The sequence below is a fragment of the Kitasatospora aureofaciens genome (genome assembly GCF_001188955.3).
Taxonomy (GTDB): Bacteria; Actinomycetota; Actinomycetes; order Streptomycetales; family Streptomycetaceae; genus Kitasatospora; species Kitasatospora aureofaciens.
Map to the genome: position 1 here is coordinate 79,016 of NZ_JPRF03000020.1, position 25,920 is coordinate 104,935.

The window sequence follows — 25,920 nt, forward strand, 5'->3', positions numbered from 1 at the left end:
GGCTTCGTGGGGCTCTCCGTGGGCTCTCTGCCGGGCTTCGTTTCAGGCTTTCTTGGCCGCCGCCGTCTCCTCGGGCCCGTCGACCGGGCGTCGGGAGGCGGCGGAGCGCTGTTCGACGTAGGCCAGGCGCTCGGCGAACACCCGGGCCGCGTCGGGGGTGAGCGTCCGCAGGGCGACGAGGGCGCTGAAGACGACGTCGCAGAGCTCGTGCTGGACGTCCTCCCAGGTGTGGGTGACGCCCTTGCGCGGGTTCTGGCCGGTGGCGCCGATCACCGCCGCGCCGACCTCGCCGACCTCCTCCGAGAGCTTGAGGAGCCGCAGCAGGCGCTCCTCCTGTGGCGACTGCGTGCTGTGCTCGTCCAGCCAAGCGACCAGGTGGTCGACGCTCTCCCAGATCCGGCTGTCCATGCGGCGCTGCTCCCTGCGGTGTCGTTGGTGATGCCACCGTACGGGAGCGGCCACGGGGGTGGGCCGGGCGGCTGCGCCCGGCCCACCCCGCCGGCCGGACGCTGGTCAGTGCTTGCTGATCTTCACGCTGCGGATGTTCACGGGGACGTTGGGGTAGCCGTCACCGGGGCCGTTCTGGCCGTCCTCGCCGGCGGCGGCGATCTTCTGCAGGACGTCCAGCCCGGCTGTGACCCGGCCGAACGGGGTGTAGGCGGGGGAGAGCTTGGTGTCCTTCCAGACGATGAAGAACTGGCTGCCATTGGTGTTCGGACCGGCGTTGGCCATGGCCACCGTGCCCGCCGGGTAGGTGGCGCCGGTCAGGTTCTCGTCCGGGAAGGAGTAGCCCGGGCCGCCGCTGCCCGTCCCGGTGGGGTCCCCGCACTGCAGGACGTAGATCCGCTGGGTGGTGAGGCGGTGGCAGTGGCTGCGGTCGAAGTAGTCGTGCTCGGCGAGGAAACGGAACGAGAAGGTGGTGCAGGGCGCCTTGTCGGTCAGTGCCTCGAAGGTGATCGGACCCTGGTTGGTCCGCAGGGTCGCGTGGTAGGGGCGGGCGGCCTTCTGGGCGTCGAAGACCGGGATGCCCTTGAAGTTGTCGGCAGGGACGGCGGGTGTGTAGGTGCAGGCCGTGCTCTGGGCGGGAGTGGAGCCGGAGGGCGCCGCGACGGCGGTGCCGGTGCTCGCCGCGAGCGGGAGGACGGTGGCGGCGGCGACCAGCGCCCAGTGCTTGCGCTTCACGTGACGGGCCTTCCGGGGGGTGGTGGACGGCATGCTTGTCATGGAGGCATCATCCACGGCCGGATGGGTCTCCGGTAGGGGTCGGGACGGCTGGGACTCCTTTTGCCGGGTGGTGGTCATGGGCAGTCAGCTGGGTTGCGGGGTCGTTCAGTCACCGCGCCTTGGCTACTGGTCGGGGGTGTTCGGTGCGGTGTCGGGTTCCGGGTCGGTCGGGATGGAGGCGAACAGTCCGGCGCGGGCGGCCAGGGCGGCGGCGTCGGCGGCCCGCTCGGCGGTGCGGGCGTCCAGTGCTTCGCCGGTGACGAACAGTCGGTAGTAGAGCGGGGCGGTGGCGGCCCTGATGACCTCGGCGCCGTCCGTTCCGGCCGGCAACTCTCCTCGGGTGACGGCCCGTTCGGCGACCTCGGCAGCCTGGTGGTGGCGGGCCGTGAAGAAGTCGCGAAGGGCTGCCGCGCCGGCATCGGAGCGCTGGGCGGCGGAGATCAGCGCGGTGGGCGTGGGGCTCTGCTCGGGGTCGGTGAAGACGCTGAACACCTCCTGGGTGATCCGGCGGAGGTCCTCCTGGAGGTCTCCGGTGTCGGGCAGCGGCCAGGGCTGGTCGGCCGAGGCGGTCAGGGCGTCCGCGACCAGGCCGTCGATCCCGCCCCAGCGCCGGTAGAGGGTGGCCTTGTGGACGCCGGACCGGGCCGCGACCGCCTCGGCGGTGAGACCGTCGTAGCCCTTCTCCGCGACCTCGGCGAGCGTGGCGGCGACCACGTCCGCACGGACCCGGGCGCTGCGGCCGCCCGGGCGTGGGGACGGCGTGCGGGGTTGCTGGTCGGGGCGGGTGGGCTCGTTCAAAGTCGACTCCAGTCGCATTAAGGCTTGCTGTGGGGCGGCAATCCTGCCATGCTCATCGTAATGCGACTGAAGTCGCATTACGAGAGGAGCCTGCGTGACCACCACCGCCATCCCCGACCCGACCGCTCTCCACCCGCTCGTCGGCCACGACCGGGTGGTCCTGCTACGCCCGCTCGTCACCGACCCGAGGATCGAGGTCGGCGAGTACACCTACTTCGACGACCCCGACGGCGCCACCCGCTTCGAGGAACGCAATGTCCTCTACGCCTACGGCCCCGAACGGCTGGTGATCGGCAAGTACTGCGCGATCGCCACCGGAACCCGCTTCCTGATGGCCGGGGCCGCCCACCCGACCATCGGTGCGTCCACCTTCCCCTTCACGATGTTCGGCGGCAGCTGGACGGAGCAGACCCTCGACATCGTCACGGGCCTTCCCAGCCGGGGCGACACCGTCGTCGGCAACGACGTCTGGTTCGGATTCGGCGCCACCGTCCTGCCCGGTGTCCGGATCGGCGACGGCGCGATCATCGCGGCCGGTGCGATGGTCACCGCCGACGTCGAGCCCTACACGATCGTCGGCGGCAACCCCGCCCACCCGATCCGGCGCCGCTTCGACGACGCCGACATCGAACGCCTGCTCCGCGCCGCCTGGTGGGACTGGCCGGTCGAACTCGTCACCGAGCACGTCCGCGCCATCATGTCCGGCACCCCAGCCGACATCGAGGCCATCGCCGACGCGAACGGCTTGCTCGCCTCCTGACCCGCCGGCACCCAGCAGGGGCATTGATCACCGGCGGGCCGGTGCGCGAGGATGGCGCCCCCTTGCTCCATCCCTCACCCCGTCCGCCGCTGAGCCACACGCCCAGCTCCTGGGTCCGTCCGACGCCGTACGGTCCTCGCACCCGCCGGTTCCGTTCGCTCGGAGGGATCCTCCTCATGCGTGCCTCCCTGTCCTCATCCTCATACTCATCGGTCCTTCGTGATCTGCCGGTCCTACTCGTGGCAGTGGTCTGGGGGTCGAGCTTCCTCGCCGTGCAACGGGTGGCCGAGCCCGGGACGGTCGTGGCGATGCTGGTGCTGCGCTTCGGGTTGGTGCTGCCGCTGCTCGGGCTGGCCGCGTGGCGGGCCCTGCGGAAGCTGACCCGCACCGAGTGGCTCGGTGGCGCCGCACTGGGCCTCGTCCTCAGCGGTATCTTCCTGCTGGAGACCTACGGCGCCGTCCACACCTCCGCCACCAACGCAGGGCTGATCATCAGCCTCGCCATGGTGCTCACCCCGCTCGGCGAGAGCGCCCTCGGCCGGACCGCACCACCGCGAGCCTTCCTCGCGGCCGCCGGACTGGCCGTCCTCGGCGTCGCACTGCTCACCGGCGACGGCGGGCTGCGCCCTCCGACGCTCGGCGACCTACTGGTACTGGGCGCCGCCCTCGTCCGCTCCGCGTACGTCCTCGCGATGGCCCGCACCCGGGCTGTTCGCAACACCGACATGCTCGCCGTCACCTGGGTCCAGCTCGCGGTCGCCACCGCAGTGTTCGCCGTCGTCGCACTCGCCGTCGGGCCCGCCCCCTGGACCGTCGCGCTCTCGTACGGAGCCGGCCAGTGGGCCTGGTTGCTGCACCTGTCCCTGCTCTGCACGCTCTTCGCCTTCTTCGTTCAGATGTGGGCCGTCCGGGCCACCTCGCCGTCCCGGGTGAGCCTGCTGCTCGGTACCGAACCGCTGTGGGCCGCGATCTTCGGCATCACCGTCGCCGGTAACCGGATGGGCCCGCTCGCCCTGCTCGGCGGGGCCCTGGTGCTGGTCGCGACCGAGTGGGGTCGGCGCACCGCCCCCACGCCGCGCCCGACCGGGAGCGAGGACGGGACAGGCACGGTGGCGGATGCCGGGACCGGGGAGCAGACGCGGGAGCCGGTCCCGGCGTGACCCGACGTCGTCATCACCGGCGCCGCCACAACGTCCGACGGGCGTAGTCGAGAGTGACCGCGCCGAGCAGCGGACCCCAGGCCACCAGCGGCAGGTACGCGGCCGTCATCACCAGACCGGCGAAGCCGTGCGGCGCATCCGGCTCGGCCAGGTTGTGGGCCCAGCGGCCGAAGAGCCCCTCCATGCCGAGGGCGGTGAGTATCGCCGAGCCCAGCAGAGCGGGGACGATCGCGGCCAGCGGCCGGACCCGGCGGCCGCCGATCAGCGGGATCCACCTGGGCGCCACCAGCCCCCAGGGCCGGACCAGGCCGAGGGTCAGGAAGGCCAGAGCCTCCGCCAGGGCGCTCAGGACCACGCAGTAGACCGTCCCCCAACCGGGCTGGTGCGCCCCGAAAGCCGCGGCCGTCGCGCCGGTGAAGCCGACCGGGACGCCGAAGCCGAAGACGATGCGCCACACCCCCGAGGGGACGGTGCTCAGGACGGCTGCCTTTGCCGCCAGTTGGGCCCAGCGGGGTGCGGGGGCTACGCCCGGGGCAGTGGGCGCGGTCTCGCCGGCCGCCCCGACCGCCCCGACCGCACGGGCTCGGCGGGCGGTGGCGACACGGGCGTTGATCACGGGCTTCGACATCGTGGGTTCCTTTCGGCCCGACCCCCTCGGCCGGTGCGACGACTCAAGAGTGGAGGTCCGCCGGGGGACGCCGGCAGTGCCGATCGGGCTGTTCTGGCTGCTCAACCCGCCTGTGAAATATGCCGATCGGCACAGGTGGCCCCGCTGCGGCCCGTCGTACTGTGACGGCAGTCGAAGAGTCCATGAAAGGCGGTGACGATGAATCAGCTCCTGTCCTTGGCCGTCCCGGTCCTGCTGCTGCCGGCCTGGCTGCTCCGCAGGCGGTACGGATCGGCGGCGGTGACCACCGCGCTCGGCGCGGTCTCGGCGGCGGTCTCGGGCGCCGTCTGGTTCGCCGGCCGCTGGACGGAGGCGGATCGCTGGACGGGGCTGGTCGGCCTGGCCGAATTGGCCGGCTTGCTGCTCGCAGTGGCCCTCAGCCTGCGGTCCGAGGACGGCCCGCGGTGTGCGGCGGCCGCTTGGACGGCATGCGGAGCGGTCGCGCTCTGGCCGTCCCGGTTCGACGGACCCGCCGACGCGCTCACGCTCTTCGGGTTCGGATCGATGCTGTCCCTGCCGACGGTGCTGATCGGGCTCTACCTGCGCGGCCTGGACGAGGGCCGGGCCCGCGCGGTCGCCGAAGCCAGGCGGGCTCAGCGGATCGAACTGGCCCACGACCTCCACGACTTCGTGGCGCACGACGTCAGCGGCATGGTTGCCCAGGCCCAGGCGGGGGCGTACCTGGCCTCCGTCGACCCGGCACGGACGGCCGAGATGTTCGAGCGGATAGAGCAGGCGGGGCAGCGGGCCCTGGCCTCGTTGGACCGGACCGTTCAGCTGCTTCGAAGCGAAGAAGCCGGTGGCCGCAGCCCACAGCCGGGCCTCGGCGAACTCGTTCAGGTGACCGAGCAGTTCACGGCCGCCGGCGGTGCCGAGGTCCAACTGGAGCTGCCGGACCAGCCGCTCCCGCGCGAGGTGGGTGGGACGGTCCACCGGATCGTCGTCGAGGCGTTGACCAACGTCCGACGGCATGCCGGGGGCGTCCGCCGCATCGACATCCGGGCCCGCTGCGCCGGCGACTGGCTGGAGCTGACCGTGACGAACGACGGTCGGTCGCCGGGGTCGGTCGTCCGCCCCCGCAGTGGCGGCGGCAGCGGACTGCCAGGACTGGCGGCGCGAGTGGAGGCCCTGGGCGGAGTGTTCGAGGCAGGTCCGCACGAGCAACAGACCTGGCGCGTGACGGCGAGGCTGCCGTTGGCCGGGCGGGCGGAACCGGAGCGACCGGAAACCCCGATGAGGACCAGTGCGGGTGCAGGAGAGAAGAGCAGATGAGCAACAGTGCAAGGCCGATCCGAATCCTGGTGGCCGACGACCAGGCCGACGTCCGAAGCGCGTTCCGGATGATCCTGGACGTCCAACCGGACATGACGGTGGTAGCCGAGGCGGCGGACGGCGCCGCAGCGGTGCAGGAGGCGAAGAGACTGCGGCCGGACGTGGTGCTCGCGGACATCCGGATGCCGAAGCTCGATGGCCTGGAGGTCACGCGGCAGCTGGCCGACCAGTGCAAGGTGATCGTGGTGACCACCTTCGACCTGGACGAGTACGTCCACACGGCCTTGCGGCACGGGGCGGCGGGTTTCCTGCTGAAGCGTTCCGGGCCGGTACTGCTGATCGAGGCGGTCCGTGCGGCGATGGCCGGGGACGCGTTGATCAGCCCGCAGATCACGGTCCGGCTGCTCCAGCACATGGCGGTGCCCGGATCCAGCGCGATGCCCGGGCCTGCGGCCGCGGCAGGCGTACCGGGCCCGTTGACAGCCGGGCCGGTGGAGGAACTGACCGAGAGAGAAAAGGAGATCGCTGAGCTGGTGGCCGACGGAGCGACCAACGCCGAGATCGGCGCCAGGCTCTTCATCTCACCGGGAACGGTGAAGAACCACCTCGCCAACATCCAGCGCAAGCTCGGCGCCCGCAACCGGGTGGGCGTCGCGGCCTGGGTGTGGGAACAGGCAGCCAGTAACCGGTAACCGGGTGCCTGGCCCGCAGGGCGAAAGCGGATGAAGGAGGCCCTCACAAGGGCGAGCCCCGAGAACGAGAGGGAGGCAAGGCCGGAGGCGGAGGCGGGCCCAGGGTTGTGAGGGCCGCACCAGGAAGTTGGGCCTGCCCGCAGCGGGAGGCATGCCGCGACAGCGGCGGAGGCGGCGGAGGCGGCGGAGGAGGAGGGCAGGCCTCCAGGGGCCCACAGACTGCCGGAGCTGCGCGCGCAGCAGCTCCGCGCTGAGACCGGCCGGCTCAGCGCAGGTGACACCGGCAGTCGGTGGGCAACCCTGGCGCGGGCGGCGGGCGGCGGGCGGCGGGCGGCGGGCGGCGGGCGGCGGGAGGGGGAGGGGGAGGGGGACACCCACGGCAACTTCGCTCCCCTTGTGAACGAAAGGTCAAGCAATCGTTCCTCCCCCCGCCACCCCTCCGAGTGAGCCGCTATAACACGTCAACATGGCGCCCGGAAATTTGCCAACAGCGACGCATAGTTGATATAGGAACTCGTCCCTGACCAGCCGCTTCAAACTTGAATGCGACTGCTTGTGGCCATTTGACTCCTTTGCGTTGACAACTCTGGGCATGTTCACATTCGCCACCATTCACATGGTGTCGTAGATCACAAAGATGGCGACGAACTGCGTGTCGCAGATCACAGGCCACCGGGCATAGGATGCGCTCGTTCCAGGCTTTGTGAACTGCCTCACATGAGGTGGATCTCGGGAACTGGAGCGCGGGTTCACCTCAGTGTGACCCGCCGGTTCCGATCTGCAGTCAAGGACGACTGGACGGAGGGAGCGGGGCTATGAATGCCTACGCGCCGATCCTCGTACTCGGTGCCATCGCGGCGGCGTTCGCGGTCGGTTCCGTCGTGATGGCCTCACTCACCGGCCCCAAGCGGTACAACCGGGCCAAGCTGGAGGCGTACGAGTGCGGCATCGAGCCGACCCCGCAGCCCGTGGGCGGCGGTCGGTTCCCGATCAAGTACTACCTGACGGCGATGCTCTTCATCGTCTTCGACATCGAGATCGTCTTCCTCTATCCCTGGGCGGTGACCTTCGACGCCCTGGGGATCTTCGGGCTGGTCGAGATGCTCCTGTTCATCGCCACCGTCTTCGTCGCCTACGCCTACGTCTGGCGCCGCGGTGGCCTGGAGTGGGACTGAGCCCTGGAGTGGGACTGAGCCCCGGAGCGGGGCTGAGCCAGGGGTGGCGCCGCCGCCCTTGTGAACGAGCGGACAAGCTCCAAGGAGCCGGACGTTCTCCCGGGCTCCCCGGACGTTCTCCCGGGCTCCCGGGGTCCCGGCACACCGGGCGCTCGCCGGGCGCCACCCGGACGCTCCCCGGGCGTACCGCCGGACGTACCAGAGGACTTGAGGGCATTGAGAGGGATCTGATGGGAATCGAGGAGAAGCTGCCGAGCGGCTTTCTGCTCACGACCGTGGAGACGGCCGCCGGCTGGGTGCGCAAGGCGTCACTCTTCCCGGCCACCTTCGGTCTGGCCTGCTGCGCGATCGAGATGATGACCACCGGCGCCGGCCGCTACGACCTGGCCCGGTTCGGCATGGAGGTCTTCCGGGGCTCCCCCCGGCAGGCCGATCTGATGATCGTGGCGGGCCGGGTGAGTCAGAAGATGGCCCCGGTGCTGCGCCAGGTGTACGACCAGATGGCCAACCCGAAGTGGGTCATCTCGATGGGCGTCTGCGCCTCCTCCGGCGGGATGTTCAACAACTACGCGATCGTCCAGGGCGTCGACCACATCGTCCCGGTGGACATCTACCTGCCCGGTTGCCCGCCCCGCCCGGAGATGCTGATGGACGCCATCCTGAAGCTGCACGACAAGATCCAGCACGAGCCGCTGGGCGTGAACCGGCGCCGCGCCGAGGAACTCGGCGAGGCCCTGGCCCTCAAGGCCACCCCGGTCAGCGAGATGCGGGGGCAGCTGCGATGAACGAGCAGGTACCCGAGACCCGCCGCGAGCAGCCGGTGCGCGAGATCCCGGTCGAGGTGGTCGGCCGCCGCCAGGGCATGTTCGGCACCCGGGGCAGTGGCGACACCTCGGGCTTCGGCGGCCTGTCCGCCCCGATCGTGCTGCCCGGCCCGAGCGAACGCCCGTACGGCGGCTGGTTCGACGAGGTGGCGGACGAGTTCGAGGGCGCCCTGGAGGAGCAGGGCCTGGACCCGGCCGAGGTGATCGACAAGACCGTGGTCGACCGCGCCGAGCTGACCTTCCACGTCGACCGCGCCCACCTCCTGAAGGCCGTGCGCATCCTGCGCGACGACCCGGCACTGCGTTTCGAACTGTGCCTGGGTGTCAGCGGAGTGCACTACCCCGGCGACAAGGGCCGCGAGCTGCACGCGGTCTACCACCTGCGCTCGATCACCCACGGCCGGCTGATCCGGCTGGAGGTCACCGCGCCGGACGCCGACCCGCACATCCCCTCCGTGGTGAGCGTCTACCCGACCAACGACTGGCACGAGCGCGAGGCCTACGACTTCTTCGGCCTGGTCTTCGACGGCCACCCGGCACTCACCCGGATCATGATGCCGGACGACTGGCTGGGCCACCCGCAGCGCAAGGACTACCCGCTCGGCGGCATCCCCGTCGAGTACAAGGGCGCCCAGATCCCGGCACCCGACCAGCGGAGGTCGTACAGCTGATGAGCACTCAGCACTACGAGGAAGCAGACGCCCGCGAGACCACCGAGGGCCGGGTCTTCACCGTCACCGGCGGCGACTGGGGCGAGGTGGTGGAGGCGGTCGGCCGGGCCGACGACGAACGCATCATCGTCAACATGGGCCCCCAGCACCCGTCCACCCACGGCGTGCTGCGGCTGATCCTGGAGATCGACGGCGAGACGGTGAAGGAGGCCCGCTGCGGCATCGGCTACCTCCACACCGGCATCGAGAAGAACATGGAGTTCCGCAGCTGGGTCCAGGGCACCACCTTCGTGACCCGCATGGACTACCTGACCCCGCTGTTCAACGAGACCGCCTACTGCCTGGCGGTCGAGAAGCTGCTCGGCATCACCGACGACGTCCCGGAGCGGGCCAGTGTCATCCGGGTGATGATGATGGAGCTCAACCGGATCGCCTCCCACCTGGTCTGTCTGGCCACCGGCGGCATGGAGATCGGCTCCACCACCCTGATGGTCTACGGCTTCCGGGACCGCGAACTGATCCTGGACGTCTTCGAGCTGGTCACCGGCCTGCGCATGAACCACGCGTACGTGCGCCCCGGCGGCCTCGCCCAGGACCTGCCCCCGGGCGCGGTGGACCAGATCCGCGAGGCGGTCCGCACCTTCCGCTCTCGGATGCACGAGTACGACAAGCTCGCCACCGCCAACCCGGTGTTCAAGGCCCGCCTGGTCGACGTCGGCTTCCTGGACCTGGCCGGCTGTCTGGCCCTCGGCGCCACCGGCCCGATCCTGCGCGCCGCCGGTCTGCCGCACGACCTGCGCAAGAGCGACCCGTACTGCGGCTACCAGGACTACGACTTCGAGGTCGCCACCGCGGACACCGCCGATTCCTACGGCCGCTTCCTGATCCGTCTGGAGGAGATGAAGCAGTCGCTGCGGATCGTCGAGCAGTGCCTGGACCGGCTGCGGCCGGGCCCGGTCATGGTGGCCGACAAGAAGATCGCCTGGCCCGCCCAACTGGCCGTCGGCCCGGACGGCCTGGGCAACTCGCTCGACCACATCCGCAAGATCATGGGCACCTCGATGGAGGCCCTGATTCACCACTTCAAGCTGGTCACCGAGGGCTTCCGGGTCCCGGTCGGCCAGGCGTACGTAGCGGTCGAGTCGCCCAAGGGCGAGCTGGGCGTGCACGTGGTCAGCGACGGCGGGACGCGCCCGTACCGGGTCCACTTCCGGGATCCGTCGTTCACCAATCTGCAGACGATGGCGGCGATGTGCGAGGGCGGCCAGGTGGCCGACGTGATCGTCGCGGTGGCCGGGATCGACCCGGTGATGGGAGGCGTGGACCGGTGACCAACGTCGAACTCGGACTGCCGGCGCTGCCGGCCCCGCCCTACCCGGAGGAGGTGCGCGCCCGGCTCGCCGCCGACGCCGCCGAGCTGATCGGCCGCTACCCCCAGGCCCGTTCGGCGCTGCTGCCGCTGCTGCACCTGGTGCAGGCCGAGGAGGGCTTCGTCAGCCCGACCGGGATCCGCTTCTGCGCCGAGCAGTTGGACCTCACCACCGCCGAGGTCACCGCCGTCGCCACCTTCTACACGATGTACCGGCGGCGCCCGGCCGGGAAGTACCACGTCGGGGTCTGCACCAACACCCTGTGCGCCGTGCTCGGCGGCGACCAGATCTTCGCCGAGCTCCAGCAGCACCTGGGGATCGGCAACAACGCCACCACCGAGGACGGCCAGATCTCGATCGAGCACATCGAGTGCAACGCCGCCTGCGACTACGCCCCCGTGGTGATGGTCAACTGGGAGTTCTTCGACGACCAGACCCCGGAGAGCGCCCGGCAGTTGGTGGACGACCTGCGGGCCGGCCGCGAGGTGCGGCCCACCCGCGGCGCCCGGCTGTGCGGCTTCAGGGAGACGGCCCGGATCCTGGCCGGCTTCCCCGACGAGCGTCCCGGCGCCAACGACGAGTCCGGCGCCGGCGGCGCGCCCTCGCTGGCCGGCCTGCGGCTGGCCCGGGGCGAGGCCCTGCCCGGCACCCCCGGAGCCAAGGTCGTCTCCCCCCGCCACGAGGAGCCCCTCCATGAGGAGCCCCTCCACGACGAGCCCCACCAGGGGGAGCCCCACCAGGGGGAGCCCCTGCAAGAGGAACCCCGCCACGAGGAGCGGGGCCCAGAGGCGAAGGCCGACGGCCAGGAAGGGACCGAAGCGTGATGACCTCCGCCGAGTCGGCCGAGAAGCTGCTCACCCCCGTCCTGTCCGACCCCTGGGACGACAGCCGCCCCTGGACCCTCGCGACCTACCGCCGCCACCACGGCTACGAGGGCCTCAAGGCGGCCCTCGCCATGCCCCCGGACGACGTGATCGCCCTGGTCAAGGACTCCGGCCTGCGCGGCCGCGGCGGCGCCGGCTTCCCCACCGGGATGAAGTGGCAGTTCATCCCGCAGAACGACGGCAAGCCGCACTACCTGGTGGTCAACGCCGACGAGTCCGAGCCGGGCACCTGCAAGGACATCCCGCTGCTGTTCGCCAACCCGCACTCGCTGATCGAGGGCATGGTGATCGCCTCCTACGCGATCCGCTGCGACCACGCCTTCGTCTACCTGCGCGGCGAGGTCGTCCCGGTGCTGCGCCGCCTGCACGCGGCCGTGGCCGAGGCGTACGAGGCCGGGCTGCTGGGCCGGAACATCCTCGGCTCCGGCGTGGACCTCGACATCACCGTGCACGCCGGCGCCGGCGCCTACATCTGCGGCGAGGAGACGGCGCTGCTGGACTCGCTGGAGGGCCGTCGCGGCCAGCCGAGGCTGCGGCCGCCGTTCCCGGCGATCGCTGGCCTGTACGCCTGCCCGACGGTGGTCAACAACGTCGAGTCGATCGCCTCGGTGCCGGCGATCCTGGCCCGCGGCAAGGAGTGGTTCAAGGGCCTGGGCACCGAGAAGTCCCCGGGCTTCACGCTGTACTCGCTCTCCGGCCACGTCACCAACCCGGGCCAGTACGAAGCGCCACTGGGCATCACCCTGCGCCAGCTGCTGGACCTCAGCGGCGGCGTCCGGGCCGGCCACCGGCTGAAGTTCTGGACCCCGGGCGGCTCCTCCACCCCGATGTTCACCGAGGAGCACCTCGACGTCCCGCTGGACTACGAGGGCGTCGGTGCGGCCGGTTCGATGCTCGGCACCAAGGCGCTGCAGGTCTTCGACGAGACCACCTGCGTGGTGCGGGCGGTCACCCGCTGGACCGAGTTCTACGCCCACGAGTCCTGCGGCAAGTGCACCCCCTGCCGGGAGGGCACCTACTGGCTGGTCCAGCTGCTGCGGCGGATCGAGGCCGGCGAAGGCGTCGACGGGGACCTGGAGAAGCTCCTCGACATCGCCGACAACATCAACGGCAAGTCCTTCTGCGCGCTAGGCGACGGCGCGGCCAGCCCGATCGTCTCCTCGCTCAAGTACTTCCGGGCCGAGTACGAGCAGCACCTGGCCGAGCGCCGCTGCCCGTTCGACCCGGCCGCCTCCACCGTCTGGGCCGACGGCCCCCGCCCCGGCCACCAGTCCGCCACCGAAAGGGAGGTGCACGCGTGACGATCACTGAGCCAACCGCCTCCAGGAGCGACGACACCGCGGTCGAACTGGTCACGCTCACCATCGACGGCGTCGAAGTGAAGGTCCCCAAGGGCACCTTGGTGATCCGGGCCGCCGAGACCATCGGCACCCAGATCCCGCGCTTCTGCGACCACCCGCTGCTGGACCCGGCCGGCGCCTGCCGGCAGTGCATCGTGGAGATCGAGGGCCAGCGCAAGCCGGTGGCCTCCTGCACGATCCCGGTCGCCGAGGGCATGGTGGTGCGCACCCAGCTGAGCTCGCCGGTGGCCGAGAAGGCGCAGCGCGGCGTGATGGAGCTGTTGCTGATCAACCACCCGCTGGACTGCCCGGTCTGCGACAAGGGCGGCGAGTGCCCGCTGCAGAACCAGGCGATGTCCACCGGCGACGCGGATTCCCGCTTCGAGGGCATGAAGCGCACCTACGAGAAGCCGGTGCCGATCAGCAGTCAGGTGCTGCTGGACCGGGAGCGCTGCGTGCTGTGCGCGCGCTGCACCCGGTTCTCGCAGCAGATCGCCGGGGACCCGTTCATCGACCTGGTGGAGCGCGGGGCGCTGCAGCAGGTGGGCACGGGCGAGGGGGACGACTTCGAGTCGTACTTCTCCGGGAACACCATCCAGATCTGTCCGGTGGGTGCGCTGACTTCGGCGGCCTATCGTTTCCGCTCGCGCCCCTTCGACCTGACGTCCTCGCCGAGCGTGTGCGAGCACTGTGCCTCGGGCTGCGCCCAGCGCACCGACCACCGGCGGGGCAAGGTGCTGCGCCGGCTGGCGGGCGAGGACCCGGCGGTGAACGAGGAGTGGAACTGCGACAAGGGCCGGTTCGCCTTCCGCTACGCCCAGCAGCGCGACCGGCTGACGACTCCGCTGGTGCGGGTGGACGGCGAGCTGGTGCCGGCGTCCTGGCCGGAGGCGCTGGCCCGGGCGGCGGAGGGGCTACGCGGGGCCCGTGCGGGTGTGCTGGCGGGCGGCCGGGTGACGGTGGAGGACGCGTACGCGTACGCGAAGTTCGCCCGGGTGGTGCTGGGCACCAACGACGTGGACTTCCGGGCCCGCCCGCACAGCGGTGAGGAGGCGGACTTCCTGGCCGCGGCGGTCGCCGGGCGCGGGGTGGACGTGGACGGCACCGGGCTGAGCTACGAGCGGCTGGAGCAGGCCCCGGCGGTGCTGCTGGCGGGCTTCGAGCCGGAGGAGGAGTCGCCGATCGTCTTCCTGCGGCTGCGGAAGGCGAGCCGGGCGAAGGGCATGAAGGTGTTCTCGGTGGCGGCCTTCGCCTCCCGGGGGCTGGCGAAGCTGCGCGGTGCGCTGCTGCCGGCGGCGCCGGGCACCGAGCCGGAGTGGTTCGCGGCGCTGGCCGCGGACGAGCCGTTGAACGACGACGCGGGCCGGGTGGCGGAGCTGCTGCGCCGCCCGGGCGCGGTGATCCTGGCGGGTGAGCGGCTGGCGTCGGTGCCGGGTGCGCTGACGGCGGTGCTGCGGCTGGCGCAGGCGACCGGGGCCGAGCTGGCCTGGGTGCCGCGCCGGGCGGGCGAGCGCGGGGCGGTGGAGGCCGGTGCGCTGCCGGGCCTGCTGCCGGGCGGCCGTCCGGTGGCCGCGGCGGCGGCCCGGGCGGAGGCGGCCGCGGTGTGGGGGGTGGCGGAGCTGCCGTCGCGCCCGGGCCGGGACACCGGCCAGATCCTGACCGCGGCCGTGCAGGGCGACCTGGACGCGCTGCTGGTCGGCGGGGTGGATCCGGAGGACCTGTCGGATCCGGCGCTGGCCGTGGAGGCGTTGGCGGCGGCGTTCGTGGTGTCGCTGGAGTTGCGTCCGTCGGCGGTGACCGAGCGGGCGGACGTGGTGCTGCCGGTGGCGGCGGTGGCGGAGAAGGCGGGCACCTTCCTGGACTGGGAGGGCCGGGTGCGGATGTTCGAGGCCGCGCTGAAGCCGGACCAGCAGATGGGCCGGCACCTCCAGTCGGACCTGCGGGTGCTGTCGATGCTGGCGGACGCGCTGGGGCACCGGCTGGGCCTGACGGACGTGCGGGCGGCCCGGCTGGAGCTGGACCGCTTCGAGCCGTGGCGGGGCGACCGGGCGGCCGCTCCGGCGGCGCACCCGGGTGTGCTGCCGCGGCCGGCCACCGGCCAGGCGGTGCTGGCGGGTTGGCGCCTGCTGCTGGACAGGGGCTCGCTGCAGGAGGGCGATCCGCACCTGGCGGGGACCCGGCACCGGGCGGTGGCCCGGCTCTCGGCGGCCACCGCGAAGGAGGTCGGTGCGCTGGTGACCGGTTCGCAGGGCGTCGGGGCGGAGGCGGCCGGTGCGCTGAGGCTGACCGGCCCGGCCGGGTCGCTGGTGCTTCCGCTGGAGGTCACCGAGTCGGTGCCGGACCGTACGGTCTGGATCCCGCTCAACTCCACGCCGGGCGGCGCCCATCGCGCGCTCGGCACCACCGTCGGCCACCTGGTGACGATCGCCGCGGCCGAGCTCGAACAGGCCGGTTCCGCGGCCGTCGCCGGCACCGGAACCGCGACCGGTTCCGCGGCCGGCGCCGGCACCGGCATCGGTTCCGCGGCCGGTTCCGCGGCCGCTTCCGGGGCCCGGGAAGGGGAGGTCCGATGACTTCGCAGCCGTACGAGACGCTCCACTTCTTCGGCCAGGACCCGTGGTGGCTGGTGCTGCTGAAGGCGGTGTTCTGCTTCGCCTTCCTGGTGCTGACGGTGCTGGTCGCGATCGTCTGGGAGCGCAAGGTGGTGGCCTGGATGCAGTTGCGCATCGGGCCGAACCGGCACGGCCCGTGGGGCCTGCTGCAGTCGCTGGCGGACGGCGTGAAGCTGGCGCTGAAGGAAGACCTGGTGGTCAAGGGCTCGGACAAGGTGGTCTACGTCCTGGCCCCGATCGTCTGCGCCATCCCGGCGTTCATGGCCTTCGCGGTGATCCCGTTCGGTCCGCCCGGCAACGAGGTGTCGGTCTTCGGCACCCGGACGCCGCTTCAGCTGACCGACTTCCCGGTGGCCCTGCTGTACGTGCTGGCGACGGCCTCGGTGGGCATCTACGGGATCGTGCTGGCGGGCTGGTCCTCGGGTTCGACGTACCCGCTGCTGGGCGGGCTGCGCTCCTCGGCGCAGATGATCAGCTACGAGATCGCGATGGGCCTGTCCTTCGCGGCGGTGTTCATCTACTCGGGTTCGATGTCGACCTCGGAGATCGTGGCGCACCAGCAGCCGACCTGGTTCGCGGCGCTGCTGCCGGTGTCGTTCATCGTGTACATCATCGCGATGGTGGGCGAGACCAACCGGGCGCCGTTCGACCTCCCGGAGGCCGAGGGCGAGTTGGTGGGCGGTTTCAACACCGAGTACTCCTCGCTGAAGTTCGCGATGTTCATGCTGGCCGAGTACGTCAACATGGTGACGGTCTCGGCGGTGGCCTCGACCCTGTTCCTGGGCGGCTGGCGCGCCCCGTGGCCGGTGTCGACCTTCTGGGAGGGCGCCAACCACGGCTGGTGGCCGATGCTGTGGATCACACTGAAGATCCAGCTGCTGCTGTTCTTCTTCATCTGGCTGCGCGGCACGCTGCCCCGGTTCCGCTACGACCAGTTCATGAAGCTGGGCTGGAAGGTGCTGATCCCGGTCTCGCTGGTGTGGCTGGTGCTGATCACCAGCGTGCGGGCGCTGCGCAACGAGGGGTACGGCTTCGGCCAGGTGGTGCTGTACGTGGGGGCGCCGGTGGGCGCGGTCCTGCTGCTGGCGCTGGTGCGGGACGCCCTGAGGAAGCAGCCCGAGGAGGCCGCGGCGTCCGAGGACGGGCCGGCCGAGGCGTTCGACCCGATGGCGGGCGGGTACCCGGTGCCGCCGCTGCCCGGCCAGGTGCTCCCGCCGGTGCCACGCCGGCCCAGCCGCGCCCCGAAGCAACTCCAGGACGCCCTCAACGGGGCCGACCATTCCGAAGGGAGCTGATCCGCGATGTCGTCCGACCAGACGGGCCGGCCTGAGCGGGCCGACCGGCCGTCGATCCTCGGCCCGGCCGCCGGTTTCGGCGTGACCTTCAGGGCCATGTTCAAGAAGCGGCTCACCGAGCAGTACCCGGAGCAGAAGAAGCCGACCGCTCCGCGCTTCCACGGCCGCCACCAGCTGAACCGGCATCCGGACGGTCTGGAGAAGTGCGTCGGCTGCGAGTTGTGCGCCTGGGCCTGCCCGGCCGACGCGATCTACGTGGAGGGCGCGGACAACCGGGACGAGGAGCGCTACTCGCCGGGCGAGCGTTACGGCGCGGTGTACCAGATCAACTACGCCCGCTGCATCCTGTGCGGGCTGTGCATCGAGGCCTGCCCGACCAGGGCGCTGACCATGACCAACGAGTACGAGCTGGCCGACTCCTCCCGCAAGGACCTGATCTTCACCAAGGAGCAGCTGCTGGTGGGCCTGTCCGAGGGCATGGTCGACACCCCGCACGCGATCTTCCCGGGCACCGACGAGGGCGCCTACTACCGGGGTGAGGTCACCGCGGCGGCGCCGGGGACGGTCCAGCAGGAGCGCACCGACCGGGAGAAGGAGGTGCGGCCGTGATCGCACATCTGGCGGCGGCCACCGGGACGACCTCCACGGGTGAGGCCGTCCAGTTCTGGGTGCTCGCGGTGATCGCGGTCGGCGGCGCGCTGGGCATGCTGCTGATGCGCAAGGCCGTGCACAGCGCGCTGTGCCTGGCGGCGACCATGATGGCGCTGGCGGTCTGCTACATGGCCCAGGGCGCGGTGTTCCTGGGCGTGGTGCAGATCGTGGTCTACACCGGCGCGATCATGATGCTGTTCCTGTTCGTGGTGATGCTGGTCGGCGTGACCAGCGAGGACTCGCTGAAGGAACAGCTGAAGGGCCAGCGGTTCGCCGCGGTGCTGTGCGGGCTGGGCTTCGGCGTGCTGCTGATCGCGGGGATCGCCAACGCGAGGCTGGACCACTTCACCGGGCTGGCCGAGGCGAACGCCGAGGGCAACGTGCCGGGCCTGGCCCGGTTGATCTTCACCCGGTACGTGTGGGCCTTCGAGGTCACCGGCGCGCTGCTGATCACGGCGGCGATCGGCGCGATGGTGCTGACCCACCGCGAGCACGTGAAGGCGCCGAGGACCCAGCGCGAGCTGGCGGCGCAGCGGGTCAGGGACAACATCCAGGTGCCGCCGCTGCCGGCGCCGGGCGTGTACGCGCGGCACAACGCGGTGAACGTCCCGGCGCTGCTGCCGGACGGCACGGTCGCCGAGGACTCGGTGATGGCGACGCTGCGCGAGCGCGGCCAGGTCCGGGACGTCAGCCAGGCGATGCTGCAGCGGATGGCGGAGCTGGAGAACAGCACGGCGGACTGGCTGGGCCGGCCGTCCTCGGAGCGGCCCGCCGTGGCCGGTCCGCGCAAGTCCCTGGAACCGGTGCCCAACCACGAGAACGGCGAGGAGGACGCGCAGTGAACCCGGTCAACTACCTGTACCTGTCGGCCCTGTTGTTCACCATCGGGGCGTCCGGGGTGCTGATCCGGCGCAACGCGATCGTGCTGTTCATGTGCGTGGAGCTGATGCTGAACGCCTCGAACCTGGCGCTGGTGACGTTCTCCCGGATGCACGGGACGCTGGACGGCCAGATCATCGCCTTCTTCACGATGGTGGTCGCTGCGGCGGAGGTCGTGGTCGGCCTCGCCATCATCGTCTCCATCTTCCGGACCAGGCACTCCGCTTCGGTCGACGACAGCAACCTGATGAAGCTGTAGGCGGAGGACCTTCGGTGAACTCTCTCATTCCGCTGCTGGTGGCGGCTCCACTGGCCGGCTCCGCCCTGCTGCTGCTCGGCGGCCGGGCCTTCGACCGGTTCGGCCACTGGCTGGCCACCGCGCTCGCCGCGCTCTCGTTCGGCTTCGGCCTGGCGCTGTTCTGGGACATGCTCGGCCGCGACGGCGAGCACCGGGCGGTGACGGAGCACCTGTTCAGCTGGGTGCCGGTGAACGCCTTCCAGGCGGACGTCTCGTTCCGGCTGGACCAGTTGTCGATGACCTTCGTGCTGCTGATCACCGGGGTGGGCACGCTGATCCACCTGTACTCGGTGGGCTACATGGCGCACGACGAGCGCCGGCGCCGCTTCTTCGCGTACCTGAACCTGTTCCTGGCCGCCATGCTGCTGCTGGTGCTGGCGGACAACTACCTGCTGCTGTACTTCGGTTGGGAGGGCGTGGGCCTGGCCTCGTACCTGCTGATCGGCTTCTGGCAGCACAAGCCGAGCGCGGCGACGGCGGCGAAGAAGGCCTTCATCGTCAACCGGGTCGGCGACATGGGCCTGTCGATCGCGATCATGCTGATGTTCGCGGAGTTCGGCTCCTTCGCCTTCACCCCGGTCTTCGACTCGGCGCACGAGGCGAGCGAGGGCAAGCTGACGGCGATCGGCCTGATGCTGCTGCTGGCGGCCTGCGGCAAGTCGGCGCAGGTGCCGCTGCAGTCCTGGCTGGGGGACGCGATGGAGGGCCCGACCCCGGTCTCGGCCCTGATCCACGCGGCCACCATGGTGACCGCCGGGGTCTACCTGATCACCCGCTCGGCGGCGATCTTCAACCTGGCGCCGGACGCCCGGACCGCCGTGGTGGTGGTGGGCGCGGTGACGCTGCTGTTCGGTGCGATCGTCGGTTGCGCCAAGGACGACATCAAGAAGGCGCTGGCCGGCTCGACCATGTCGCAGATCGGCTACATGGTGCTGGCGGCGGGGCTCGGCCCGATCGGCTACGTCTTCGCGATCATGCACCTGGTGACCCACGGCTTCTTCAAGGCCGGGCTGTTCCTCGGCGCCGGGTCGGTCATGCACGGCATGGACGACGAGGTGAACATGCGTCACTACGGCGGCCTGCGCAAGCACATGCCCTGGACCTTCGCCACCTTCGGCCTCGGCTACCTGGCCATCATCGGCTTCCCCGGCCTGTCCGGCTTCTTCTCCAAGGACCGGATCATCGAGGCGGCCTTCGCCGAGGGCGGCACCGAGGGCTGGATCCTCGGCCTGTGCGCGCTGGTCGGCGCGGCGGTCACCGCGTTCTACATGACCCGGGTGATGCTGCTGACCTTCTTCGGCGAGAAGCGCTGGCAGCCCGACGCGGAGGGCAACCTCCCGCACCCGCACGAGGCGCCGAGGACCATGGTGATCCCGATGGTGCTGCTGGCCGTCGGCTCGGTGTTCGCGGGCGCGCTGTTCGACATCAACGACTCCTTCCTGAAGTGGCTGGAGCCGGTCACCGGGCACAGCGAGGGCAACTCGCCGCTCAGCTCGTGGACCGTCACCGGGCTGACCACGGTCTGCATGCTGGCCGGCCTGGGCCTCGCGTACGTGATGTACGGGCGCTCGCCCGTCCCGGTGGTGCCGCCGGTCGGCTCCCCGCTCACCCGGGCCGCCCGCCGCGACCTGCTGCAGGACGACTTCAACCACGCCGTGCTGGTGCGGCCGGGCTCGGCGCTCACCGCGACCCTGGTCTTCTTCGACAGCCGCGGCCTGGACGGCTTCGTCAACGGCCTGGCCGCCGTCATCGGGGGCCTGTCCGGCCGGCTGCGGCGGGTCCAGAACGGCTTCGTCCGCTCGTACGCGCTCTCCATGTTCGGCGGCACGCTGGTGCTGGTCGCCTCGACTCTCCTGATGAGGTCCGTCTGATGACAGTTGCTCGCCCGCTCGCCTCCGGGCGCTCCGACCCGGCGCCGACACTCTTCGCTCCGGCAGTCCCTCCTGCGTCGGTCGCTCGTCGCTCATCACTTCCGGCACCGGCGCGCCCTTCGGCTCGGGGCGGGGAGACGCGGCGGGAGGTGCGGCCATGAGCGTCCTGCTGACCACCACCTGCGCCGTCCCGGCGGCCGGTGCGGTGCTGACCGCCGCCCTGCCCGCCGGGGCGACCGAGGCCCGGCGCCGCACCACCAAGACCGTCGCGCTGGCCGTCTCGGCCGTCACCCTGGCGCTGGCCGCCGCGGTGGCGCTGCGGTTCGACCCGCACGGCGCCCGCTACCAGCTGACCGAGTCGTACAGCTGGATCCGCTCCTTCGGCATCACCTTCTCGCTCGGCGTGGACGGCATCGGCGCGGTGCTCGCCCTGCTCACGGCCGTCCTGGTGCCGATGGTGATGCTGGCCTCCTGGCACGACGCCGACCCGGGGCCCGCAGCGCCGGACGGGACCTTGGACCCCGGCACTTTTGAGCGGCGCAGGAGGACCCAGGGCTTCTTCGCCCTGATCCTGGCGGTGGAGGCGATGGTGATCGTCTCCTTCTACGCCACCGACGTCTTCCTGTTCTACGTGTTCTTCGAAGCCATGCTGATCCCGATGTACTTCCTGATCGGCGGCTTCGGCGACCGGGCGGGCGGCCCCGAGTCGGCGCGCCAGCGTTCCTACGCGGCCGTCAAGTTCCTGCTGTACAACCTGCTCGGCGGCCTGGTGATGCTGGCCGCCGTGATCGGCCTGTACGTGATCGCCCAGGACCAGGGCTTCGGCACCTTCGACCTGCCGACCCTGACCGACGCGGTCGCCGGAGGCAGCCTGAAGCTGTCCGGCACCGCCCAGAACGCGCTGTTCCTGGGCTTCTTCTTCGCCTTCGCGGTGAAGGCCCCGCTGTGGCCGCTGCACACCTGGCTGCCGAACGCGATGGGCGAGGCCACCGCGGGCACCGCCGTGCTGATCACCGCCGTGGTGGACAAGGTCGGCACCTTCGCGATGCTGCGCTTCTGCCTCGGGCTGTTCCCGGACGCCTCGAAGACCTTCGCCCCGGCGATCCTGGTGCTGTCGCTGATCGGGATCGTCTACGGCGCGCTGCTGGCGATCGGACAGAAGGACATCAAGCGGCTGGTCGCCTACGCCTCGATCTCGCACTTCGGCTTCATCATCATGGGCATCTTCGCGCTGACCAGCCAGGGCCAGAGCGGCGCGACCCTCTACATGGTCAACCACGGCCTCTCCACCGCCGCGTGGATGCTGGTGGCCGGCTTCCTGATCTCCCGCCGCGGCTCGCGGCTGATCGCCGACTACGGCGGGGTCCAGAAGGTCGCCCCGGTGCTCGCCGGGACGTTCCTGATCGGCAGTCTGGCGACCCTGTCGCTGCCGGGGCTGGCCCCGTTCGTCAGCGAGTTCCTGGTGCTGGTGGGCACCTTCACCCGCTACCCGGCGATCGGCGTGATCGCCACCGTCGGCATCGTGCTGGCCGCGCTGTACGCGCTGCTGCTGTACCAGCGCACCATGACCGGCCCGGTCAAGGAGGGCGTGCGGTCGATGCCCGACCTCAAGGTCCGCGAACTGGCCGTGGTGGCACCGCTGGTGGCGTTGACGATCCTGCTCGGCGTCTACCCCAGGCCGCTCACCGACCTGGTGAACCCCTCGGTGGACGCGACGCTCTCGCAGGTCCACCGGACCGACCCGGCGCCGGCCCACCCGGTCGCCGCCACCTCAGGAGGTGAGCAGAAGTGAGTGCCAGCGCAGTGCTCGCCGCCGCCGGCGGCAACACCCCGAGCATCCCCGCACCGCACGTCGAGTACGGCCAACTCTCCCCGATGCTGGTGGTGTTCGGCGCCGCCGTGGCCGGCGTCCTGGTGGAGGCGTTCGTCCCCCGGCGGCTGCGGCGCTGGACCCAGGTCTCGCTCTCCCTGGTCGCGCTGGTCGGCGCCTTCGTCGCCGTGGTGGTGCTGGCCGCGCAGGGCCACGGCGCGCCCCGGATCGACCTGCTGGCCATGGAGTCGGTCGCGCTGGACGGCCCGGCGCTGTTCCTGCAGGGCGTGATCCTCCTGGTCGCGGTCGTCACGGTGCTCACCTACGCCGAGCGGAGGCTGGAGCCGAAGGCCGGCGGCGAGCCCGCCGACGCCTTCGCCGCCCAGGCGGCCGCCACCCCGGGCGGGGAGCAGGAGCGGGCCGCGGTCCGGGCCGGCTTCACCACCACCGAGGTGTTCCCGCTGACCATGTTCGCGGTCGGCGGGATGCTGCTCTTCCCGGCCGCCAACGACCTGCTGACCATGTTCGTGGCGCTGGAGGTCTTCTCCCTCCCGCTGTACCTGCTCTGCGCGCTGGCCCGCCGCCGCCGGCTGCTGTCCCAGGAGGCGGCGGTCAAGTACTTCCTGCTCGGCGCCTTCGCCTCGGCGTTCTTCCTGTTCGGCACGGCGCTGCTGTACGGCTACGCCGGCAGCGTGAAGCTGGTCGACATCGCGGACATCGTCTCCGGCAAGACGATGACCACCGCGGCGCAGCTGAGCAGCACCCGGAGCGACGTGCTGCTGCTGACCGGCCTGGCGATGCTGGCGGTGGGCCTGCTGTTCAAGGTCGGCGCGGTGCCGTTCCACTCCTGGACGCCGGACGTCTACCAGGGCGCGCCGACCCCGGTGACCGGCTTCATGGCCTCGGCCACCAAGGTCGCGGCCTTCGGGGCGTTCCTGCGGCTGTTCTACGTGGCGTTCCCCGGGCTGCGGCTGGACTGGCGACCGGTGCTGTGGGGCGTGGCGATCCTGACCATGGTGGTGGGCGCGGTGCTGGCGGTGACCCAGCAGGACGTCAAGCGGCTGTTGGCGTACTCCTCGATCGCGCACGCCGGGTTCATCCTGACCGGGGTGATCGCTGTCAACAAGCAGGGCCTGTCCTCGGTGCTGTTCTACCTGGCGGCGTACTCCTTCGTGACGCTCGGTGCGTTCGCCGTGGTCACCCTGGTGCGGGACTCCAAGGGCGAGGCGACCCACCTGTCCAGCTGGGCGGGGCTGGGCCGGCGGTCGCCGCTGGTGGCGGCGGTGTTCGCGCTGTTCCTGCTGGCCTTCGCCGGGATCCCGCTGACCTCCGGTTTCACCGGGAAGTTCGCGGTGTTCCAGGCGGCGGCGGCCGGCGGGGCGACGCCGCTGGTGATCGTCGGTGTGCTGAGCTCGGCGGTGGCCGCGTTCTTCTACATCCGGGTGATCGTGCTGATGTTCTTCTCCGACCCGAAGCCGGGCGGTCCGACGGTGGCGATCCCGAGCGCCTTCACGGCGACGGCCATCGGGGTGGGAGTGCTGGTGACGCTGGGGCTGGGTCTGCTGCCGCAGTACTTCCTGGACCTCGCGTCCAAGGCCTCGCTGTTCGCGTACTGACCGTCACCGGTCGGTTTGCTGGAGGTCGGTCCGGATGTCCGGGCCGATCTCCAGCCTTTGTTTCCAGACGAATTCGCCCCCACCGCCGCGTCGCCCGCGTAGCGCTCCTGACCAGGCCTTCCGGCTCGGTCATGACAGGATCCGCACGCCCGTGCAGTGATCCACTCACGACCGGATACCCTGCCTGTATGGCCAGCGGCGGCACTCAGGGACCAGGCCGCTAGATCGACCAGGGACAGAGGAGTGGTCTTCGTGACCGTCGTGGGACCCTTCGGGCTCAGCGTGCAGGACCGCGACCTGACCCGTGACGTCCAGGCCGGGCTGGAAGCGGTGGAGGCGGCGCTCTCCGAGGCCGTCAAGAGCGACGTCCCCTTCATCACCGTCACCGCCAGCCACCTGATGGAGGCCGGCGGCAAGCGCTTCCGTCCGCTGCTCCTGCTGCTCGCCGCCCAGTTCGGCGACCCGGGGGCGCCCGGCGTGGTGCCGGCCGCGGTGGTGGTCGAGCTGACCCACCTGGCCACGCTGTACCACGACGACGTGATGGACGAGGCTCCGGTGCGCCGCGGGACGGAGAGCGCCAACTCCCGCTGGGACAACTCGGTGGCCATCCTCACCGGCGACTTCCTGTTCTCCCGCGCCTCCCAGGTGCTGGCCGATCTCGGCCCGGAGGCCGTGCGGATGCAGGCCGAGGCCTTCGAGCGGCTGGTCACCGGCCAGATCCTGGAGACCCGTGGCCCCGGCCCGGACGGGGACCCGCTGCTGCACTACCTGGACGTGCTGGCGGGCAAGACCGGGTCGCTGATCGCCGTCTCCTGCCGGATAGGAGCGCTGATGGCCGGCGCCGAGCCGTGGCTGGTGGAGACCCTCGGCGACTTCGGCGAGCGGATCGGCATCGCCTTCCAGCTGGCCGACGACGTGCTGGACATCGCCAGCGACGGCGACGAGTCCGGCAAGACCCCCGGCACCGACCTGCGCGAGGGCGTGGCCACCCTGCCGACCCTGCTGCTCCAGCAGATGCCGGCCGACCCTGGCGACCCGGACGACACCCGGCTGCGCGAACTGCTCGCCAAGGACCTCTCCGACGACGACCTGCACGCCGAGGCGCTGCGCCTGCTGCGCGCCCACCCCGCCCTGGAGCGCGCCCGCCGGGAGACCCTGCGGCACGCCGAGGAGGCCCGGGCGCTGTTGGCCCCGCTGCCGGACTGCGCGGCGAAGGCGGCCCTGGACGGGCTGTGCGACGCGGTGGCGATCCGCACCATGTGATCCCCGCCCACGGCGCCGCAGGGATGGGGGAGACTGGCTCCCGTCAGTTCACGCCTGCCCGGAAGGTCGCCATGCGCCGCGTCGTCATCGCCGAGGACTCCGTACTGCTGCGGGAAGGTCTGACCCGGCTGCTCACCGACCGCGGCCTGGAGGTCGTGGCGGGGGTCGGGGACGGCGCCGCCCTGGTGAAGACCGTCCATGACCTGGCGGCCTCCGACGCCCTGCCGGACGTGGTGGTCTCGGACGTGCGGATGCCGCCGACCCACACCGACGAGGGCCTGCGCGCCTGCGTGGAACTGCGCGGGCGCTACCCGCACCTGGGCGTGCTGGTGCTGTCGCAGTTCGTGGAGGAGCGGTACGCCTCCGAGCTGCTGGCCGGTTCCACCCGGGGCGTCGGCTACCTGCTGAAGGACCGGGTCGCCGAGGTGCGCGAGTTCGCCGACGCGGTGGTGCGGGTCGCCGAGGGCGGCACCGCGCTGGACCCGGAGGTGGTGCAGCAGTTGCTCAGCCGCAGCCGCAAGGGCGACGTCCTGGCCAACCTGACTCCGCGCGAGCGCGAGGTGCTCGGGCTGATGGCCGAGGGGCGCACCAACGCGGCGGTGGCCAAGCAGCTGGTGGTCTCCGACGGGGCGGTGGAGAAGCACGTCAGCAACATCTTCCTCAAGCTCGGCCTGGCACAGAGCCCGGAGGACCACCGTCGGGTGCTCGCGGTGCTCACCTACCTGAACTCCTGACCGCGACGGCTCCCCGGGCGTGCCCGCCCGCGGCCCGGGGAGCCGCCGCGGCGC

General features: G+C 71.3%; 24 protein-coding genes. 20 read left to right on the plus strand and 4 right to left on the minus strand.

Annotation, left to right across the window (positions count from 1 at the left end; genetic code table 11):
• Window positions 1-42 precede the first annotated feature (42 nt).
• The 3 genes from HS99_RS12445 to HS99_RS12455 all read right to left on the minus strand — a co-directional run bounded on the left by HS99_RS12445 (window position 43) and on the right by HS99_RS12455 (window position 2,022).
• Entirely contained in the window at window positions 43-408 is a 366-nt protein-coding gene (locus tag HS99_RS12445; protein ID WP_030287200.1) for a MazG-like family protein, read from the minus strand.
• Between the two features lie 105 nt (window positions 409-513).
• Entirely contained in the window at window positions 514-1,224 is a 711-nt protein-coding gene (locus tag HS99_RS12450; protein ID WP_046386738.1) for a peptidylprolyl isomerase, read from the minus strand.
• A gap of 123 nt (window positions 1,225-1,347) precedes the next feature.
• Window positions 1,348-2,022, minus strand: coding sequence for a TetR/AcrR family transcriptional regulator (locus tag HS99_RS12455; protein ID WP_046386739.1), 675 nt, complete (start codon window positions 2,020-2,022; stop codon window positions 1,348-1,350).
• 94 nt (window positions 2,023-2,116) lie between these two features.
• Here HS99_RS12455 and HS99_RS12460 point away from each other — a divergent pair, with 94 nt between their 5' ends.
• Both HS99_RS12460 and HS99_RS12465 read left to right on the plus strand, forming a co-directional pair.
• On the plus strand, window positions 2,117-2,782 hold the full coding sequence (locus HS99_RS12460) for a CatB-related O-acetyltransferase (RefSeq protein WP_030552703.1): 666 nt from the start codon (window positions 2,117-2,119) through the stop codon (window positions 2,780-2,782).
• Between the two features lie 176 nt (window positions 2,783-2,958).
• Entirely contained in the window at window positions 2,959-3,942 is a 984-nt protein-coding gene (locus tag HS99_RS12465; RefSeq protein ID WP_078938934.1) for a DMT family transporter, read from the plus strand.
• 13 nt (window positions 3,943-3,955) lie between these two features.
• On the opposite strand, the gene HS99_RS12470 is transcribed toward HS99_RS12465, so the two are convergent.
• On the minus strand, window positions 3,956-4,570 hold the full coding sequence (locus HS99_RS12470) for a hypothetical protein (protein ID WP_232543141.1): 615 nt from the start codon (window positions 4,568-4,570) through the stop codon (window positions 3,956-3,958).
• A 198-nt stretch (window positions 4,571-4,768) separates the two neighbouring features.
• On the opposite strand from HS99_RS12470, the gene HS99_RS12475 reads away from it, so the two are divergent.
• The 18 genes from HS99_RS12475 to HS99_RS12560 all read left to right on the plus strand — a co-directional run bounded on the left by HS99_RS12475 (window position 4,769) and on the right by HS99_RS12560 (window position 25,866).
• Window positions 4,769-5,881 (plus strand): sensor histidine kinase, encoded by a 1,113-nt coding sequence (locus HS99_RS12475; RefSeq protein ID WP_050366624.1) that lies wholly within the window; start codon window positions 4,769-4,771, stop codon window positions 5,879-5,881.
• Entirely contained in the window at window positions 5,878-6,573 is a 696-nt protein-coding gene (locus tag HS99_RS12480) for a response regulator (protein ID WP_030552710.1), read from the plus strand. Before HS99_RS12475 ends, HS99_RS12480 begins: the two co-directional genes overlap by 4 nt.
• Window positions 6,574-7,388: 815 nt before the next feature.
• Window positions 7,389-7,748 carry an NADH-quinone oxidoreductase subunit A gene (locus tag HS99_RS12485; RefSeq protein ID WP_030060100.1) on the plus strand — a complete coding sequence of 120 codons (360 nt, stop codon included), beginning with the start codon at window positions 7,389-7,391 and terminating at the stop codon, window positions 7,746-7,748.
• Window positions 7,749-7,978: 230 nt separating this feature from the next.
• Entirely contained in the window at window positions 7,979-8,533 is a 555-nt protein-coding gene (locus tag HS99_RS12490; protein ID WP_030286559.1) for a NuoB/complex I 20 kDa subunit family protein, read from the plus strand.
• A complete protein-coding gene (locus HS99_RS12495) occupies window positions 8,530-9,243 on the plus strand; it encodes an NADH-quinone oxidoreductase subunit C (protein WP_030286557.1) in 714 nt (237 codons plus the stop codon). The genes HS99_RS12490 and HS99_RS12495 overlap by 4 nt, the downstream gene beginning before the upstream one ends.
• Window positions 9,243-10,574 carry an NADH-quinone oxidoreductase subunit D gene (locus tag HS99_RS12500; protein WP_030286555.1) on the plus strand — a complete coding sequence of 444 codons (1,332 nt, stop codon included), beginning with the start codon at window positions 9,243-9,245 and terminating at the stop codon, window positions 10,572-10,574. Before HS99_RS12495 ends, HS99_RS12500 begins: the two co-directional genes overlap by 1 nt.
• A 17-nt stretch (window positions 10,575-10,591) precedes the next feature.
• Window positions 10,592-11,437 (plus strand): NADH-quinone oxidoreductase subunit NuoE, encoded by an 846-nt coding sequence (gene nuoE, locus HS99_RS12505; protein WP_078938694.1) that lies wholly within the window; start codon window positions 10,592-10,594, stop codon window positions 11,435-11,437.
• Entirely contained in the window at window positions 11,437-12,798 is a 1,362-nt protein-coding gene (gene nuoF, locus HS99_RS12510; protein ID WP_030552379.1) for an NADH-quinone oxidoreductase subunit NuoF, read from the plus strand. Before nuoE ends, nuoF begins: the two co-directional genes overlap by 1 nt.
• Window positions 12,795-15,410: an NADH-quinone oxidoreductase subunit G gene (locus HS99_RS12515; protein WP_078938693.1), complete on the plus strand. Its 2,616-nt coding sequence runs from the start codon at window positions 12,795-12,797 to the stop codon at window positions 15,408-15,410. Before nuoF ends, HS99_RS12515 begins: the two co-directional genes overlap by 4 nt.
• The gene (gene nuoH, locus HS99_RS12520; protein ID WP_030286547.1) at window positions 15,407-16,744 is read left to right on the plus strand and encodes an NADH-quinone oxidoreductase subunit NuoH; all 1,338 of its coding nucleotides are present in this window, start codon (window positions 15,407-15,409) and stop codon (window positions 16,742-16,744) included. The genes HS99_RS12515 and nuoH overlap by 4 nt, the downstream gene beginning before the upstream one ends.
• 6 nt (window positions 16,745-16,750) lie before the next feature.
• On the plus strand, window positions 16,751-17,353 hold the full coding sequence (nuoI, locus tag HS99_RS12525; protein ID WP_030286545.1) for an NADH-quinone oxidoreductase subunit NuoI: 603 nt from the start codon (window positions 16,751-16,753) through the stop codon (window positions 17,351-17,353).
• Window positions 17,353-18,237 (plus strand): NADH-quinone oxidoreductase subunit J, encoded by an 885-nt coding sequence (locus HS99_RS12530; RefSeq protein ID WP_030286543.1) that lies wholly within the window; start codon window positions 17,353-17,355, stop codon window positions 18,235-18,237. Before nuoI ends, HS99_RS12530 begins: the two co-directional genes overlap by 1 nt.
• Window positions 18,234-18,533 (plus strand): NADH-quinone oxidoreductase subunit NuoK, encoded by a 300-nt coding sequence (nuoK, locus tag HS99_RS12535; protein WP_030235394.1) that lies wholly within the window; start codon window positions 18,234-18,236, stop codon window positions 18,531-18,533. Before HS99_RS12530 ends, nuoK begins: the two co-directional genes overlap by 4 nt.
• 14 nt (window positions 18,534-18,547) lie before the next feature.
• On the plus strand, window positions 18,548-20,443 hold the full coding sequence (gene nuoL, locus HS99_RS12540; RefSeq protein ID WP_030286541.1) for an NADH-quinone oxidoreductase subunit L: 1,896 nt from the start codon (window positions 18,548-18,550) through the stop codon (window positions 20,441-20,443).
• A gap of 157 nt (window positions 20,444-20,600) precedes the next feature.
• The gene (locus HS99_RS12545) at window positions 20,601-22,235 is read left to right on the plus strand and encodes an NADH-quinone oxidoreductase subunit M (protein WP_030552375.1); all 1,635 of its coding nucleotides are present in this window, start codon (window positions 20,601-20,603) and stop codon (window positions 22,233-22,235) included.
• The gene (gene nuoN, locus HS99_RS12550; RefSeq protein WP_046385991.1) at window positions 22,232-23,869 is read left to right on the plus strand and encodes an NADH-quinone oxidoreductase subunit NuoN; all 1,638 of its coding nucleotides are present in this window, start codon (window positions 22,232-22,234) and stop codon (window positions 23,867-23,869) included. The genes HS99_RS12545 and nuoN overlap by 4 nt, the downstream gene beginning before the upstream one ends.
• Window positions 23,870-24,121: 252 nt before the next feature.
• Entirely contained in the window at window positions 24,122-25,132 is a 1,011-nt protein-coding gene (locus tag HS99_RS12555) for a polyprenyl synthetase family protein (RefSeq protein ID WP_030286534.1), read from the plus strand.
• Window positions 25,133-25,203: 71 nt separating this feature from the next.
• Window positions 25,204-25,866: a response regulator transcription factor gene (locus HS99_RS12560; RefSeq protein ID WP_030286532.1), complete on the plus strand. Its 663-nt coding sequence runs from the start codon at window positions 25,204-25,206 to the stop codon at window positions 25,864-25,866.
• Window positions 25,867-25,920: the final 54 nt, after the last annotated feature.